General features: G+C 59.1%; 15 protein-coding genes. 1 reads left to right on the top strand and 14 read right to left on the bottom strand.

Annotated features, from left to right (window positions below; translation table 11 throughout):
• Nucleotides 1-15: 15 nt before the first annotated feature.
• The 10 genes from CO664_RS25195 to CO664_RS25150 form a co-directional block, all read right to left on the bottom strand.
• The gene (locus tag CO664_RS25195; RefSeq protein ID WP_013984718.1) at nucleotides 16-525 is read right to left on the bottom strand and encodes an NADPH-dependent FMN reductase; all 510 of its coding nucleotides are present in this window, start codon (nucleotides 523-525) and stop codon (nucleotides 16-18) included.
• Nucleotides 526-541: 16 nt separating this feature from the next.
• Entirely contained in the window at nucleotides 542-1531 is a 990-nt protein-coding gene (locus CO664_RS25190; RefSeq protein WP_234705217.1) for an ABC transporter permease, read from the bottom strand.
• Nucleotides 1532-1570: 39 nt separating this feature from the next.
• A complete protein-coding gene (locus CO664_RS25185; RefSeq protein WP_013984720.1) occupies nucleotides 1571-2539 on the bottom strand; it encodes an ABC transporter permease in 969 nt (322 codons plus the stop codon).
• Nucleotides 2539-4098 (bottom strand): sugar ABC transporter ATP-binding protein, encoded by a 1560-nt coding sequence (locus tag CO664_RS25180; RefSeq protein WP_013984721.1) that lies wholly within the window; start codon nucleotides 4096-4098, stop codon nucleotides 2539-2541. Before CO664_RS25180 ends, CO664_RS25185 begins: the two co-directional genes overlap by 1 nt.
• A 538-nt stretch (nucleotides 4099-4636) precedes the next feature.
• Nucleotides 4637-5035: a GFA family protein gene (locus CO664_RS25175; protein WP_028003115.1), complete on the bottom strand. Its 399-nt coding sequence runs from the start codon at nucleotides 5033-5035 to the stop codon at nucleotides 4637-4639.
• A gap of 2 nt (nucleotides 5036-5037) precedes the next feature.
• A complete protein-coding gene (locus CO664_RS25170) occupies nucleotides 5038-6264 on the bottom strand; it encodes an LL-diaminopimelate aminotransferase (protein ID WP_176536670.1) in 1227 nt (408 codons plus the stop codon).
• A 67-nt stretch (nucleotides 6265-6331) separates the two neighbouring features.
• Nucleotides 6332-7501, bottom strand: a complete 1170-nt coding sequence (locus tag CO664_RS25165; RefSeq protein ID WP_013984725.1) for an ABC transporter substrate-binding protein — start codon at nucleotides 7499-7501, stop codon at nucleotides 6332-6334.
• A 128-nt stretch (nucleotides 7502-7629) separates the two neighbouring features.
• Nucleotides 7630-8754, bottom strand: coding sequence for an LLM class flavin-dependent oxidoreductase (locus CO664_RS25160; protein WP_013984726.1), 1125 nt, complete (start codon nucleotides 8752-8754; stop codon nucleotides 7630-7632).
• A gap of 52 nt (nucleotides 8755-8806) precedes the next feature.
• Nucleotides 8807-9208, bottom strand: coding sequence for a carboxymuconolactone decarboxylase family protein (locus tag CO664_RS25155; protein ID WP_013984727.1), 402 nt, complete (start codon nucleotides 9206-9208; stop codon nucleotides 8807-8809).
• Nucleotides 9209-9297: 89 nt separating this feature from the next.
• Nucleotides 9298-9807, bottom strand: coding sequence for a flavin reductase family protein (locus tag CO664_RS25150; protein WP_013984728.1), 510 nt, complete (start codon nucleotides 9805-9807; stop codon nucleotides 9298-9300).
• Between the two features lie 129 nt (nucleotides 9808-9936).
• On the opposite strand from CO664_RS25150, the gene CO664_RS25145 reads away from it, so the two are divergent.
• Nucleotides 9937-10704 carry an SDR family oxidoreductase gene (locus CO664_RS25145; RefSeq protein WP_004130089.1) on the top strand — a complete coding sequence of 256 codons (768 nt, stop codon included), beginning with the start codon at nucleotides 9937-9939 and terminating at the stop codon, nucleotides 10702-10704.
• A gap of 365 nt (nucleotides 10705-11069) precedes the next feature.
• Here CO664_RS25145 and CO664_RS25140 read toward each other — a convergent pair whose 3' ends face one another.
• From CO664_RS25140 to CO664_RS25125, 4 genes are all read right to left on the bottom strand, one after another.
• Nucleotides 11070-12302, bottom strand: coding sequence for an alpha/beta hydrolase (locus CO664_RS25140; protein WP_097527162.1), 1233 nt, complete (start codon nucleotides 12300-12302; stop codon nucleotides 11070-11072).
• A 108-nt stretch (nucleotides 12303-12410) separates the two neighbouring features.
• Nucleotides 12411-13100, bottom strand: a complete 690-nt coding sequence (locus CO664_RS25135; RefSeq protein WP_088692725.1) for a GntR family transcriptional regulator — start codon at nucleotides 13098-13100, stop codon at nucleotides 12411-12413.
• Nucleotides 13101-13251: 151 nt separating this feature from the next.
• On the bottom strand, nucleotides 13252-14028 hold the full coding sequence (locus tag CO664_RS25130) for an N-acyl homoserine lactonase family protein (protein ID WP_097527163.1): 777 nt from the start codon (nucleotides 14026-14028) through the stop codon (nucleotides 13252-13254).
• Nucleotides 14029-14049: 21 nt separating this feature from the next.
• Nucleotides 14050-15174: a zinc-dependent alcohol dehydrogenase family protein gene (locus tag CO664_RS25125; RefSeq protein WP_013984731.1), complete on the bottom strand. Its 1125-nt coding sequence runs from the start codon at nucleotides 15172-15174 to the stop codon at nucleotides 14050-14052.
• Between the last annotated feature and the right edge of the window lie 7 nt (nucleotides 15175-15181).

Raw genomic sequence — 15181 nt, 5'->3', positions numbered from 1 at the left:
GTTCTTCTCCTTGAACTAAACATGGCCCAGAGTGCGTGCGAGTTGGCGGTCGACGCGCTCCCGAAGTTCCGCAGACGGTGCCGAATCCGGGAAGTCGCTGTCAATCGCATAGATGAAGTCACCGCGAATCTCGGCTTTGAAGAAGCCCATCAATGAACGCAAGTGAGCCTCGACATGCTCGCCATGGGCCTCGGCCTTACCCGTTGCGAATATCGAAACGGGTTTCCCCTGCAGAGCTGTCATTTCGAAGAGGTCGAAAAGATGCTTGAGAAGACCGGTCATCGAGGACTTGAAGACCGGTGTCCCCACAACGAGGACGTCTGAAGACTGGATTGCGTCAAGAACGTTCGCAAGTTCAGCAGGAGCCTCCGAACGCCACAGGGTGGTTCCTAACACCGGGAGCACATCGACCAGGTCAAACAGATATCGGGCGTAGCCGGGAGGGGCGCTCGAGAGTGCATATTCCCCGAGCGCCCGCGTCTTGGAGGGGCGCGAGACATTGCCGGTTATCGCGACAATCTTCATTTTGCCGGCCCTCCGATCAGATCTGGTTGCGGATATGCGGGGTACGCGCATAGACGGCCACCATCGGCACGATCAGCAGACCCACGATCGCCTGTTGCGCGGCAAAGCTGAGGCCGAGCCCAACCAGCAGAGACGTCAATATCGTCAATACGAGTACCCCGAGAACGGTTGCCCCGTATCCGCCTGCGCCACCGAGCAGCGAGGTGCCGCCGATCACAACGGCCGCAACGGTGGTGAAGAGGTATGGATCTCCGACGCCAACGAAGCCGCCGCCGGAAAACCCGAGCAGCAATACGCCCGTCAGTGCCGACATCGACCCACTGATACCGTGAATGCTGGTCCAGACCTTGGTTTCGGAAATGCCAAGCCGTGCCGCTGCAGTCCTGCTGCCGCCGACGGCGTAGATGGAGCGGCCGAACCATGTGTTATACAGAGCCCAGATGGTGACGAGCGCCACGAGGAGCCACACCAGCACCACGGGCGGCAGGGGCAGCCCGAAGGTCTTCCCGTTGAACGCTGCGATATTCCGGAGCCAGTCCGGTACGGGGGCGAAAACCGTTCCGCCGTAGTCGGAACCGATGGAGGTGTAGAGTTGTACCGCGCCGACAAATGCGAAGCCGACCCCTAGGGACATGATGAGAGCCTGGCCCTGCAGCCTGAAGCTCAAAAAGCCGTTCGCAAGCCCGATTGCTGCTCCCAGGAGAACGACCACGATCACGGCCAGCCAGGCAGGCATCCCGGTGACCAACAGGCTTGGGAAGAGAATATTCGCTCCCCCGATGACATAGGGAATGGAGAGATCAAGCGCGCCGACCATGGCACATAGCGTCTGTCCCAACGATGCAAGCCCCAGGAAAGCGGCAAGCAGCAATATCGAACGCGCGTTACGGGGCGAGATAAACCCCGGAACAAGGATCGTACCCAGCACGAGAAGTGCGACAAGCAGACCAAAGCCAATTACGATACTGCGCTGCAGCTTTACCGATCGTCCTTTGATTTGGCTCATCGTCTGTTCCGTTGCGAGTGAAGTCATTACCAGTCCTTTCTAGAAAGCCGTGCGCCGGGCCGTCATGAATACGTTGACGAGGAGCGATGCCACGAGGATCAGGCCGAAAGCCATTTGCGTCACGAACCCCGTCACGCTTCCGAAGCTGAAGGCGGATAGCAGGTACGAGATGAGAAACATGTTCAGCGCACCAAGCGTGGACCCCAAAGCTCCCCCTCTCCCGCCAGCCAGGTTTGCGCCACCGAGCACCAGGGCGGTAACCGCCTGGAGCGTGTAGCTGCTTCCCTGAGTAGGATCGCCCGAAGAGATCAATGCCGTATAGCTGAGCGCGGCAAGGCCGACGAAGACGCCGCCGAGGAGATGGGCGCAGATGCGTACGGTGTCGACTTTCACCCCGCTCGTGTAGGCCATCCGTTCGTCAGCGCCTGTCATGCGGAGGTGAGAGTAAAAGGTGGTCCGGCGCATAACGGCCCAAAGAGCCAACGCCGCCAAGACGATGATCAGCACCGGAGATAAGATCGTCGTTCCTGCTCCCCACGTCATCATCCAGTCCGGCGCAACACCGCCCGGCCTTGACATGACCATGAGGTTCAAGCCTGAAAGGACGAGGAAGCTGGAGAGCGTGACGATGATGGGGGCGACCCGGACGTAGATGATGATGAGCGCCTGCAGCAACTGGTACAGTGCGCCGACTGCCACCACCCAGCAAATCACCGCGAGCGGAGACGTGTAACCACTTGCCGAGAGCCAGCCGATCAGGGTGACGTTCACGAAACCCATCAGCGGGCCAACGGAAAGGTCGACCGAACCGCGGCCTGCCATCACGATCGGTGTCAGGGCCAGCGTCGTGAGGATCAAAGGTGCTGCGACGATGATTGCTCCGCCCATTCCGGTTGCGGTGAACAGCCGCGGCGAGAGCACGGCTGCGGCGGCGAGCAACACTCCGAAAAGAACGAGCGGTACGGTCAGCGACCTGTCGAGCGCAGGAAATCCAAAACGTTGCGACATCAGTGTGCCTTTCTCTCTTTGGAGAATTCCATGGTGTCGGCAACCGAGCGACCGAACATTGCAGCGAGAATGGTTTCTTCGTTGATGTCAGGGCCGTCGAGGGAACGATGGATGCTCCCTTTGTGAAAGACATCAACGCGATCGGCGAAACCGAGAAACTCCTCGATCTCGCTCGAAAGGTAGATTACCGAGCCGCCACCTTCGGCAAACAGCCGAAGCTCGCGATACAGGTCGCGTTTGGTGTTGAGGTCCACGCCTCGAGCAGGGTCGTTAAGAACGATCACTCTGGGATCATTGGCGAAGGCACGACCGATCAGGACCTTCTGCTGGTTACCCCCCGAAAGAGACGTAATCCGGTTGTCCGGGTGTCCGATCTTGACGCGGAGCCGCTCGACCTCCCGGGCAAACGTCTGCTTCAGCTTTTTCCGCCTGATGACACCGAACGGCCCCAGGTTCTTTTGGTAGATACCGATGGCGAGGTTCTCGAAAATGCTCTGCTGCGGGAAAATTCCTTCCCGCTTCCGGTCTCCGGATACGTACACAATGCCCTTGTTCGCGGCGTCGTCGAGCGTGCTGACTTTGACGAGACCGGTGCTCTCCCGATCCAGGATCCGGACCTCCCCTCCGAACGGCGATATAATCCTCGCGACCAGTCGCACGAAGGCGTCCTGGCCCTGGCCGTCCAGTCCCGCAACGCCCACGATAGATCCCTGCGGGAGGACGAAGTCGAACGGTTGCGATGCCTCTTGGGGGCGCGCGCCATGCACGGAAAGAACCTCCCTGCGATCACCCAACAGGCCCGCTGCAGACGTTGAAGCGGCGGCGGAAATCTGGCGGTCTTGAGGGGTCATCATGCGGAGGAGGTTCGCCTCGGTGATCTCGGATTTCTCAAGGACACCGACGGTGAAACCGTCTCTCAGTATTGTCGCCCGGTCGGCGATACGGACGAGCTCAGCGATGCGGTGCGTGACGATGATTACCGCGCACCCCTCGGACCGGAGCCGATCGATCTCTTCGTGGAGCCGGACGGTCGCATCGAGATCGAGTGCAGCCGAGGACTCGTCCAGGATCAAGACCTTGGGTTTCCTCAGAACGGCCCGGGCGATCACGATCCATTGCTTGATGCTGAGCGGAAGATCACCGACGTTCTGCCTGAGATCGATATGCTTTCCGACCAGGCGGTCCAGAAGGCTTTGCGCAACGCTTTCACGTTCCCTGGAGGATTTCCGAAGCGAGAACAGGTCCTCGCTTCCCACGAAAAGGTTGTCGAGGACACTCGCCTCATCGGCGACAAGGACTTCCTGGAAGATCGTAGCGAGCCCAACCCCTTTGGCATCGACTGGTGAGGCGATGGGCTTGCCAAGGATCAGGACAGATCCTGCATCGGCAGCGATAACTCCGGACATGATCTTCGCCATGGTGCTCTTGCCGCTGCCATTCTCGCCAACGATCGCGTGCACCTCTCCAGCCCTGGCGACAAAATCGCATTTCTTCAAAGCCTTCGTTTCGCCAAACGATTTGGCAACGGCCGTCATGCTTACGGCGACGTCATTCGTCATGCCCATCCTCCCTTTAGGCAGCAGCAAATCGCGCCAGGGCATCCGATGCCCGGCCTCTTGCTGGATTGTGACTGCCGTCCTTGAATGCTCCGAGTACTCACCCGGCGAACAGCAGAATGACAGATTGTCTGCTAATCTGTCAATAGAGACGTCATGCCCTTGTCGGGATGTCGAGTTGGCTTCGATGAAATCACGATGATATGGTCGCTAGACGCCCCGATATTTGCGAAAGCGCGTTGCCACGCACCTGACGTCTGGTCAGTGGTTCTCAACCGGAACTCGTCCGCCAGATCGGAAGCGATCTGGCGGCCTTCGCTATCAAGCCAAGACCAAAGCGCTGTTGAAGGTGTCCGGTCATGGGAATTACCATCGCACCCACTCCGATGAAGGCGACCGTTTCAATTGGGGGATACGTCACAGCCCAACCTCCACGCTTCGAACGCGGCAAGTGCCACTCGATTTAGCCCCTTCTCGGGGGTGCCCGGGCAAACCGCACTCATTGTCGATCAGCCCATAGGGGTGCGCAACCGTGAAAGGATCACGGGAATTCTTCGAAGTTTTCCTTCGCGGGGTCTTGGGCAAGCCACGGCCTGGCGTGGGACAGCCAGACGTTGGACATAGGAACTGAACCAGGATCAGTGTCAAAAGTGCCTGCCCGCAGCACCTTCATCTCCGGGTTGGCAGGCCGTTCGGCATAAACGTGCGAACCACACCGTGAGCAGAACCACCTCAGTTTTCCAGGCGTCGACTCAAAGCTGTGAAGGACGTCCTCGCCGGAAATCAGCTTGAAGTTCTCACTCTTCACCTTGGCGGCAGTGTTATGATCGGCCGCATGGGACTTTCTGCACGTCTGGCAGAAGCAGTTCCACATCGGGCCGTCCAGTTCCGACACTTCATACTGTACCGCTTTACATTGGCAAGATCCGAGGATCGGCATCTTCAAAATCCTTTCATCGCTTTATCGAGTTGTGGCTGTCGCGCGCTTGCAGAAAGCCACCGCTTCAAGTTCCGTGCGGCCTGCCGGATCCTGTCTTCATTCTCCACGAAAGCCAGCCGTACGTATTCGTCACCCATCTCACCGAAACCGATACCCGGCGAAATCGCGACCTGTGCCTTCTCGAGCACGAGTTTCGAAAACTCCAGCGAGCCAAGGTGTCGGAAATGCGGGGGTATCTTCGCCCATGCGAACATCGTCGCCGCAGGAGCTGGAAGGTCGAAGCCGGCATCGGCAAAGGTCTTCACCAGTGTATCTCTGCGCGTCCTGTAGATGTCTCTTGCCCGCGCGGCGTCCTCCCCGTCCGAGTTTAGGGCATGAGCGGCGGCGACCTGTATCGGCGTAAATGCTCCGTAGTCCAGGTACGATTTCACGCGCGTCAACGCTCGGATGAGCCGTTCGTTACCCACCGCAAACCCAACGCGCCAACCGGGCATCGAGAATGTCTTCGACATCGAGGAGAATTCGACGGCCACGTCGATCGCGCCGGGGACTTCGAGAACAGACGGCGGCGGGGGACCGTCGAAGTAGATTTCAGCGTAGGCGATATCCGACAGAACGATGAGATCGTGCTTCTTCGCGAAGGCGATGACGTCCTTATAGAAATCGAGCGTCGCGACGCGAGCGGTGGGGTTTGACGGGTAGCTTATGATGAGCGCCAGAGGCTTCGGTACCGAATGCCGCACCGCCATTTCGAGAGCTTGGAAGAAGGTCTCATCCGGCTCGACCGGTACCGACCTTATCACGCCCCCTGCCATGAGAAATCCGAACGTATGAATCGGATAGGAAGGGTTCGGACAGAGAATGACATCCCCGGGGGCGGTTATGGCCTGTGCCATGTTCGCAAACCCCTCCTTGGACCCGAGCGTCGCAACAACCTGGGTATCCGGATCAAGCTTCACATTAAACCGGCGGGCGTAATACGCAGCCTTGGCGCGGCGAAGCCCGATAATGCCCTTGGAAGCCGAATAGCGGTGCGTGCGCGGATGCTGCACCGCTTCGCATAGCTTGTCCACAACCCAGCTTGGCGTGGGAAGATCGGGATTGCCCATTCCAAGATCGATGATGTCGACTCCGGCCGCGCGCGCGCTGGACTTGAGACGGTTCACCTGCTCGAAGACGTAAGGGGGCAAACGCTGTATCTTGTGGAATTCCAACTTCTGGTTCCTTATCGTGGGTCCTCCGCGCCGACGGATGAAGCCGGCGCGGAGGTCGCGGGACAACTTGGGAGGTCGTCGATTACTTCTTCGGCCGCCAGGCCAGCGGATCTTCCGGGCGCTCGAAGTACTGTGCTGCTACGTCCGCGGGCCACCATGCATCGCCCTTGGGCTCGATCCACGCCGTGGAGTTCGGATCGCAATCTTCCGGAATTGCTTCCTTCACATCGTCGATCGTGTAGGGAAGAGCCGGTCGCAGGATCGACTGGATCTTCGGCCCCTGGCCTTGGAGCGTCCTCATCATCACGTCCCACACCAGGCGGGCGTCAGCCCGCGGCGGCCAGAAATGGAAGCTCTGGCTGATGAAGTCGGGATTATTGCGCCAGTAGCACGCCGCCGACGCCTCGCCGCCGAGGACGATTGGCATCATGTCGCGCCCGGACTGCTGGACCGCGTTGACGACACCGTTTTCCGAGGCCGACTGGACGAGGATACCAGCGATTTCGGTAGGGTTGGTCGCGAGGAATTTCTGGACTTCGACCTGGGCGACCTGATCGGTCCACTTGCCGGCGACATCGCCCACGACGGTGATGTCCTTATACTCGTCGAACGCCTTCTTGGCACCGACATTGAAGCTGTCGGATGATGCGAAGCCCGGGATGCCCGAAACCGTCAGCACGTTGCCCTTGCCGCCGATTTCCTCGGCCAGCCATTTCGCGGCCGTATAACCGCCCTGGGTGTTGTTTTCGGTCGCATTGATCGCGTAGGGCGATGTCACGTAACCCGAGAACGAGAACACCGGAACGCCCTTGGAGTGCGCGTATTCGATGGTCTGGTTGATGGCCGTTACGTTCGAGCAGCAGATGATGATAGCATCGACGCCGTCGTCGACCATCTGGCGCATCTGCTGGATTTGCGTCGCGTCCTTCAGGTCGGACTGCGTGACGACAAGCTCAGATACCAGTCCAGCCTCCTTGTATTTCGGAAGCAGAACCTCGTTCAATTCAGTGAGGATCTGGGCACGCCACGTGTTGCCTGCATAAGTGGATGCGTAGCCGATTTTCCATGGCGGCGGCCGCTTCGCCACAAAATCCTTGAGCGGCGTACCACCGAGGGGAATTGCCGGGTCCACGAGCTCGTAAAGCTGCTTCTGGTCCGGTGGTAGCGAGTCTAAGCCGTCCGCGAATGCGGCGGTGGTCATCAGGCCTAGCCCGGTGATCACGCTCAATGCGGTGTAAACCTTCTTTAGCATGTGTAGGGTCTCCTCCCCTCTGTGCATCCGCTACAGCAGTTGACGCCGTTGGCGTCGAGCCACGGAATTGGTTAAAAGTGTTTCGATTTCGGATTGGTGGCGGGCGACTTGCGCCGCCCGCGGAACGGTCAGTTCCTGAGGCCAGCCTGTTTCAGCAGAGGCATGACGCGGTCGTTGAAGAACGGCAGCTCTTCGTTGTAGTCGACCATTGTGAGAAGCGCGCCGTCGACGCCCGTGTTGCTCAATGCGACGAGCTTGTCGGCGACCTGTTCCGGCGTTCCGACGATCGGGTAGCCGCCCCAGCCAGCGATGAAGCGCTCCTTGAACTTCTGGTACATCTCTGCCGAGTGGTTCTGTGACTGAACCTGAAGAACCTCGCAGATGTTTTCGCAGGCTTCCCAATCGCCCTTCTGGTTCACGTAGTAGTCGTAGTAATCCCGGGCTTCCTTTTCGGTCTCGCGAACGACGACCGGGCACGCGGTGAAGGTTCCGAGTTCGCGCTTGTATTCCTCGCGAGCCAGCTCCTTCACCTTCTTCACCCACGCTGCGCCCGATTCCATGTCCTGCATGAAGCCGAAGTTGAAGTCGCAGAACTTGGCCGTGAAGTGCAGGCCCTTGCCCGACGAACCGGCGCAGATGAGGACCGGGCGACCCGTCTCTTTGTTATAGGGCTTCGGCTCGCTGAACGCGTCTTTCACCTTGAGGAACTGGCCGTCAAAGGTGACGCCGTTCTTCGTCCACAGAGATTCGACGATTTCCATCCATTCCGTGGCATATTCGTAGCGGGTGTCGTGTTCCATCATCGGAACGCCGAACATCTCCATTTCCGGGGTAAACCAACCCGTCACCAGGTTCAGGCCGTATCGGCCCTTCGAAATGTTGTCGATCGTCGTCGCCATCTTCGTCGCGACGATCGGGTTCAGGGTCGGGATATGCGTCGTCGAGAAAAACTGCAGCTTCGTGGTCACGGCAGCCAGGGCCGCGGCCCACGTGAACGTGTCCATGTTCACGCCGTTGAAGTTCGTCGGCCCGCCGAAACCGCGCCACCGGGCGATCGGCACCATGCATTCCCAGCCGGCCGCTTCGAGCTTTTTGGCAATTTCGACATTGTGTTCGAAGGTCGGTTCGAACGTTGATTCCGCGGTGGTGATGGCGCAAGCGCTGGAACAATTCGTTCCGAATACGCCAAGCTTCAGCTTGTTGCCGTTAAACATCGGGTTTCCGGCGGCGCGGAAATCATCGCTGGTCGTCATATTGAAGTCTCCTCCACAGAGTTAGTCTGTTCCCGGCCCGAAAGCCGGGCGATTAGATACCCATCTCCTCGAAGACTTCCTGCGCGACGCGGAAGCTGTCGATCGCCGCGGGCACGCCGCAATAGATCGCGACCTGAAGGAAAACTTCGCGAAGCTCGTCCTTGCTGAGGCCGTTATTGATCGCGCCGCGAACGTGCAGCTTCAACTCGTGGGGGCGGTTAAGGGCGGAAATCATGCCAAGATTGAGAAGGCTGCGCGAACGGCGGTCGAGGCCGGGCCTGTTCCAGATCTCGTTCCAGCAATACTCGGTGACAAGCTCCTGCATCGGCCAGTTGAACTCGGTCGCCTTGTTTACCGAAGCGTCCACATATGCACCGCCGAGAACCTCCCGACGGGTCTGCAGACCCTTTTCGAACCGTTCACTGACGGGACGCCCATTCACTTGCGATTTCATATCGGTGGCAATAGTCACGGATCAAACTCCTCATTATCGGCCGAAAGGCATTTGGTGGATGTCATAGGCCGAATGCTCGGCCAAACGTTTCAGGCGGCAGCATCGATCAGCGCTGCCGATCTAACCAATTTCCCGTCCTCGTAGAGGAGCGGGGCAATATTCTCGATAAACCGGGCCTCGATGACTTCCCCGAGAACGACGTCATGGGTGCCAACGGAGACTGCGGAGTTGAGGCTGCAAACGAATGCGGCCTGGGCGTCGCCGAGGACGGGAACTCCGCCAGCCCCGATCCACTCACCGTGAGCGAACCTCTCCTCCCCCTTCAGTTTTCCACTGAACAGCGGAACCAAAGGCGCATGGCTAAGATGCAGCATGTTCACTGCGAATTTCCCCGCCAGCTTGAGCGGGCCGCTGATCGAAGCGGATTGGTTGATGCAAACCAGGAGGGTCGGAGGGTCAGCCGTCACTGACTGGACGGCGGTTGCAGCCATGCCGTAACGGGCACCTTCCCATTCCGTCGTGATCAGGCAAATTGTTGATGTGAACCGGCGTAAAGCAGTCTTGAACGCCGCTTGCGCTGCTATTTCAGCACCAGCCATCGTTACCTCCCCCAAGTCATTCGTGACCTAAGATAAGCAGATTGGCAGACAATCTGTCAACACGTTTTGTTGGTCATTGACAGATTGTCTGCGAAAATGTTTTCTTGGGCAGTGAAAGAGGAGACGATTATGGATCTAGAATCGAAAGTCTGTGTGGTGACCGGGGCTGGCAGCGGGATCGGGCGCGCAACAGCTGAACTGTTTGCGCGCCAGGGCGCTAAGGTTGGCGTCGTCGACGTCAACATCGATGCAGCACGAGACGTCGCCCGAGAAATTGGGACGGATGCGATCGCGTTAAAAGCCGATGTGTCTTCCTCCGCCGAAGTCGAGGCGTTGGTCAGGTCAGTTAAGGAAAAATGGGGGCGTATTGACGTTCTCGTCAACAACGCGGGGTTCGGAATGACGGGAAACGTCACCACCATCGCCGAATCCGACTGGGACCGGATCATGGCGGTGAACGTGAAGGGGATCTTCCTCTGCTCGAAATACGTGGTTCCGATTATGGCGGAACAGGGCAACGGATCGATTATTAACACGACCTCATACACCGCCGTGTCAGCCATCGCCAACCGCACGGCCTACGTAGCGTCGAAAGGCGCGATCTCGGCACTCACGAGAGCCATGGCACTGGACCACGCAAAAGACGGGATCCGCGTCAACGCTGTCGCCCCCGGGACGATCGACTCGCCCTATTTCACCAAGATTTTTGCGGAAGCGGCGGACCCACAAGCCCTGCGGGAAGACTTCAACGCCCGTGCAGCCTTGCACCGGATGGGCAACCCGGAAGAGATCGCCGAGGCGATGCTCTTTCTCGCTTCGGACCGCTCGCGGTTTGCGACCGGAAGCATTCTCACGGTCGACGGAGGATCGTCGATCGGGAACCACTTGGTGCGCTGAAGCACATAGGTGCTGGCGGGTGCCTCCTTCTTGACCACGGGAGGCATTTTTACTGTGGTACTACGTGTCGGAAACACAGAGACCCGCGGTGGGGAAAGATAGAGATCACGCGCAAAGCTGCGTGATCAAGACCCTGCGATGAGACGTCGCTACGGCGCTTTATAGGCGCATCGCCGCGCCTGATCCTTCCCCCAGATAGCGGGAATTTTCCCAATTCCACACCGGAACTTCTCGGGAGCGCGTGAGGGATGCCGCCTGCGATGCCGGCCCTGAGACGCCAATTGCAAAGCCTCGGTATGCGCCCGCCCGCTTTCGCATGCGATCGCCCGGCGGCTGCACCGGGCGACCAGAGTCAATCCAACCGCTTAGCGAGCGGCTTGCCGTACGAAATCGAGCCCATTGACAAGATAGCTCCGGAAGAAGTTCGGGTGTTCACACATTGGAAAGTGACCTAGTCCGCCCATAACGAGGTGGAGGCATCCCGGAATAAGTTCGGCGAGCTTGGCACCGTCGGCCGGCGTGGCTGAGTAGTCGTAGTCGCCCGAGAGCAGCGCCACCGGGGTGCGTGACGGGTCAATGCGGGGAGCTGTCACTGCTCCGTCGAACTCGTCGCTGTAGAAGGAAAGATCGCCTGGGTAAACTCCGGGTGCTCCCTGCGAATAGATCCAGCTTGACCTCCTGCGCTCCCCCGCGGGGCTCAGTGGGCTCATGATCCCTCTGACATATGCCGAGTTATGAAGTGAGCCGTGTACGTTTACGTTGTGCTGGTAGGGGTTCCGTCGTCCCTTGGAGCGGAAAGGTGGCTCGATCGCCACGATCCCGAGGATATGCTCCGGCCGTTCCGCCGCGAGAACCAGCGACATTGCCGCGCCCATGGACCCACCCGCGACAATCGCCTTTTCGCGAACCACCTGTTCGAGAATGGCCGTGCACCATTTCAGGTAGAGCGATGCCGTGAGCTTGTAGGGTGCTCCGTCCCACGTCAGCGGCGGCATGGACCGACCGTGGAATGGTAGGTCAACCGCGATCAGCCTGTAGCTTTTCGCAAGCTCGGTGTCCGCCAGCTGAGGCATGAATTGGCGGCTATCTGCTCCGGCGGTGTGAAGAAACAGGACCGGCACCCCCTCACCTGCTTCTTCGTAATATATTTCATGGGGGACGTCATCGATATTGACCACGGCATACTGCCCCCGAATTTGACGCAGGTCGCGTTGCGCACGCTCCGCTTTCATCTCGGGGGACGTGACGACGAGCTCGAACACCCGTTCGAGAGCCGGGCGTGCTTTCGCGAGGTCGAGCGGTGAGCCGGCGATCTCGAAGAGAGGGTTTGCAAGCTGCAACGCCGTGAAGGAGTGAAAGGTAGCCGGCGGCGGCGTCATCAGAACCTGATCCCAGGCGTCCGTGGTGGCCCTCACTGTCACCTGGGGGTCACTGCTTTCCCCCGAGATCTCCGCGCCGCCTTCAGCGAAATCGAGGGCGATCACCTGATCGCCGACGTAGAAGGCGATCTTTATCGTCAGGTCCGGAGTGAGCCGGGGCAATTCCTGATCCCCAAGAGCCTCCGACATGCGGGACCGCAATTCATTAAAAATGCCCAAAGCAACCTCCCTGTTCGAACGAGCGCCAGGCCGCACGCGTCGGCAGCGCCACGACTTCGAATAAGCAGATTATCAGACAATCTGTCAATACCGGCTAATGCCGCTTCTTCAATCGCCGTCGTTTTCAGAGGTTTTACGCAGGTAGTCCAACGCGACCTTGGCCGCCATATCGATGTGGTACTTGCAGGCTGCGGCGGCTTTCGGTCCGTTTCGGTCGGTAATGGCCGCAGCGATCTCCTTTATCTCTTCCACACTGTGGTTCAAGCGCCCCGGCTGCGTCATCGACGTCATGCGCAGGAGCGTCACCCGATTGTGGAGCGATGTCAGCATTTGCTTGACGAAGACGTTTCCGCTCCCTTGCATCAGGCAGTCGTAAAACGCGGTTTTCGCCTTGATGAGCCTGCTACCGCCGCCGTTTGCCGCGGCTTCCGCAAACTCAGCAACCGCCTCATTGAGTGTATGGATATCCTGGGCGGTTCCGTTTTCAGCGAATTCCTTTCCAGCATAGCTCTCGAGCAAAGCCCTGACGCTGTAAAGCTGAGCGGCTTCTTCGTAAGTGATAGTGCTGACGACGGGGCCGCGGTGCGGATAGCTGGTAATGAGGCCCTCGGCCTCGAGTTGTCGAAGCGCCTCGCGGATTGATGTTCGTCCGACACCGATCGACTCGCAGAGTTCTCGCTCAACGAGGCGCTGACCCGGCTTGAAACGGCCGCTGGATATCGCCTGCCGCAGTTTATCTTCTACCTGAGTGCGCAAAGTGGCACTCTGCCGTGCAATCTGTAAATCCATATCACCCATGGGATCCAAAAGTCCGTTTTACCAAGGCCGGAACCGGCCGCGCAAGTCATGGTACTATATGGTGGGTTATCCCGATGAGACAACCCGATTGTCTGACGAAAGCGAAGAACACCCTAGCCTGGCCTCTTACCGGACATTCCATGCGTCCCCATTACCGCAGAACCTTTGCAAATGCGAGATCCGGTGACAGCGATGGGAAACTCGTCAGGACTGCGGGATCGTGGCCTGGAACGAGTACTCCGGACGGTCCTGAAAGCTCACGGAGAGTTCGGTATCCCTCCAGTACGTCGGCGTAATCGGCGAAAAGCGGAAAGACGTCGTCATGCTCCAGATAGCGTTGAAAATGGAGTGCGTCCGATGCGATAACGACGACGTCATTGCCATCGTCCAGCCTCACGACCTGAAGGCCCCTAGAATGACCGCCGACGAGATGGATAGTGAGCCCCTCCATAATCTCGCCGTTCCCGTCGTGGAAGCACACCCTGCCGGAAAACGTCAGGCGGACCGCATCGACTACGGCGTCCACTGCAAAGGGACGCCGAAGACGATCATGGCACATGCATCGTCCTGTACCGTAGGCCATCTCCCGATCCTGCAAGTGGAACAGGGCTTCGGGGAAGTCCGCAAGGTTTCCCGCGTGATCATAGTGAAGATGCGTGATGACGACGTCGGTAATGGACGATGCGGAAATCCCGAGCTGGCGAAGCGCCTCGACCGGATGGATCAACATGGTCCTCCTGCGCCTTTCAGCCTCCTGCGGGCTAAACCCGGTGTCAACCAGGATCAGACGTTCACCATGGCGGATCAACCAAACGAAATACTCGATCCTGCCCGGGGCGTCGTGGGGATCTCCTGCTTCCAGGCCGAGTTCGCCAACGGGCCGAACCGCAGTGCCGTAATGTATCGCCAGGACTTTCCAGTCGGTCAAATTCTCGCTCCTTCCGCAGGCTCAAGGAACCAGCAGATGCCGGATCACCTCGCCACGGTCTAACCGGTCGAAGGCCTCGTTGATTTCCTCAAGCGGGCCAGTGCTGGACAACAGTCTCTCCACGGGCAACCTACCCTTGAGGAACAGGTCGATATAGCGGGGAACATCGCGCGAAGGTACGCAGGACCCCATGTAGCTGCCTTTGATGACGCGTTCTTCCCCGACAAGAGGAAGCGGCGAGATCTCGAATTTGGTGTTCACGTTCGCCAGACCCGCTGTGGCCGTCGTGCCGCCGCGCCGCGTAATGCCATACGCGGTTTCGAACGCTTTGCTCGACCCTGCCATCTCGATGGCGTAGTCCACTCCCCCGCGGGTCGCTTCCTTGACCTCGCCGATGACATCCGGCGTGGTTGCCAGGAAGGTACGCGTCGCGCCCAGCGCCTTAGCCAACTCAAGCTTCTCCGGCATCAAATCGATGGCGACGATCTCGCTTGCCCCGCTAGCCACCGCTCCGAGGACGGCCGACAACCCCACGCCTCCCAGGCCGATGACGGCGACCGACTGCCCCGGCTTCACGCCACATGTATTTACGACGGCACCGACGCCTGTCATCACGGCGCATCCGAACAAGGCCGCCATGGTGACGTCCACGTCTTTGGTGATCTTAACGACCGAGTGCGCCGACACGACCGCGTATTCCGAAAACGCCGATACACCGCTGTGATGGTTGATATCGTAGCCCCGAAGACGGATATGCTTGCTACCGTTCAACAATGTCCCGGCGGCGTTTGCGCGATAGCCCGGCTCACAGAGGCTTGCGCGTCCTCCCGCGCAGTAATCGCAGTGTCCGCAGATGGGCAGGAACGACATCACGACGTGATCGCCAACCTTCACTGTATCCACACCGGGTCCGATTTCTTCGACAATGCCGGACGCTTCATGCCCCAACGCGACAGGCAATGGACGGGGGCGGTCGCCATTTATCGCCGACAGGTCGGAGTGGCACACACCAGCGGCCTTGATTTTCACCAGGACCTCAAGATTGCCCGGAGGCGCCAGGTCGACGGTCTCGACACTGAGAGGCCGCGAACTTGCATACGGCTTGGGAAGCCCTGACTCTCGGAGAATGACTGATTTCATCTGCATTGTCGCG

It is taken from the genome of Sinorhizobium sp. NG07B (genome assembly GCF_002532005.1).
GTDB classification, from domain to species: Bacteria; Pseudomonadota; Alphaproteobacteria; order Rhizobiales; family Rhizobiaceae; genus Sinorhizobium; species Sinorhizobium fredii_C.
This window is presented reverse-complemented; position numbering and strand designations above follow the sequence as displayed.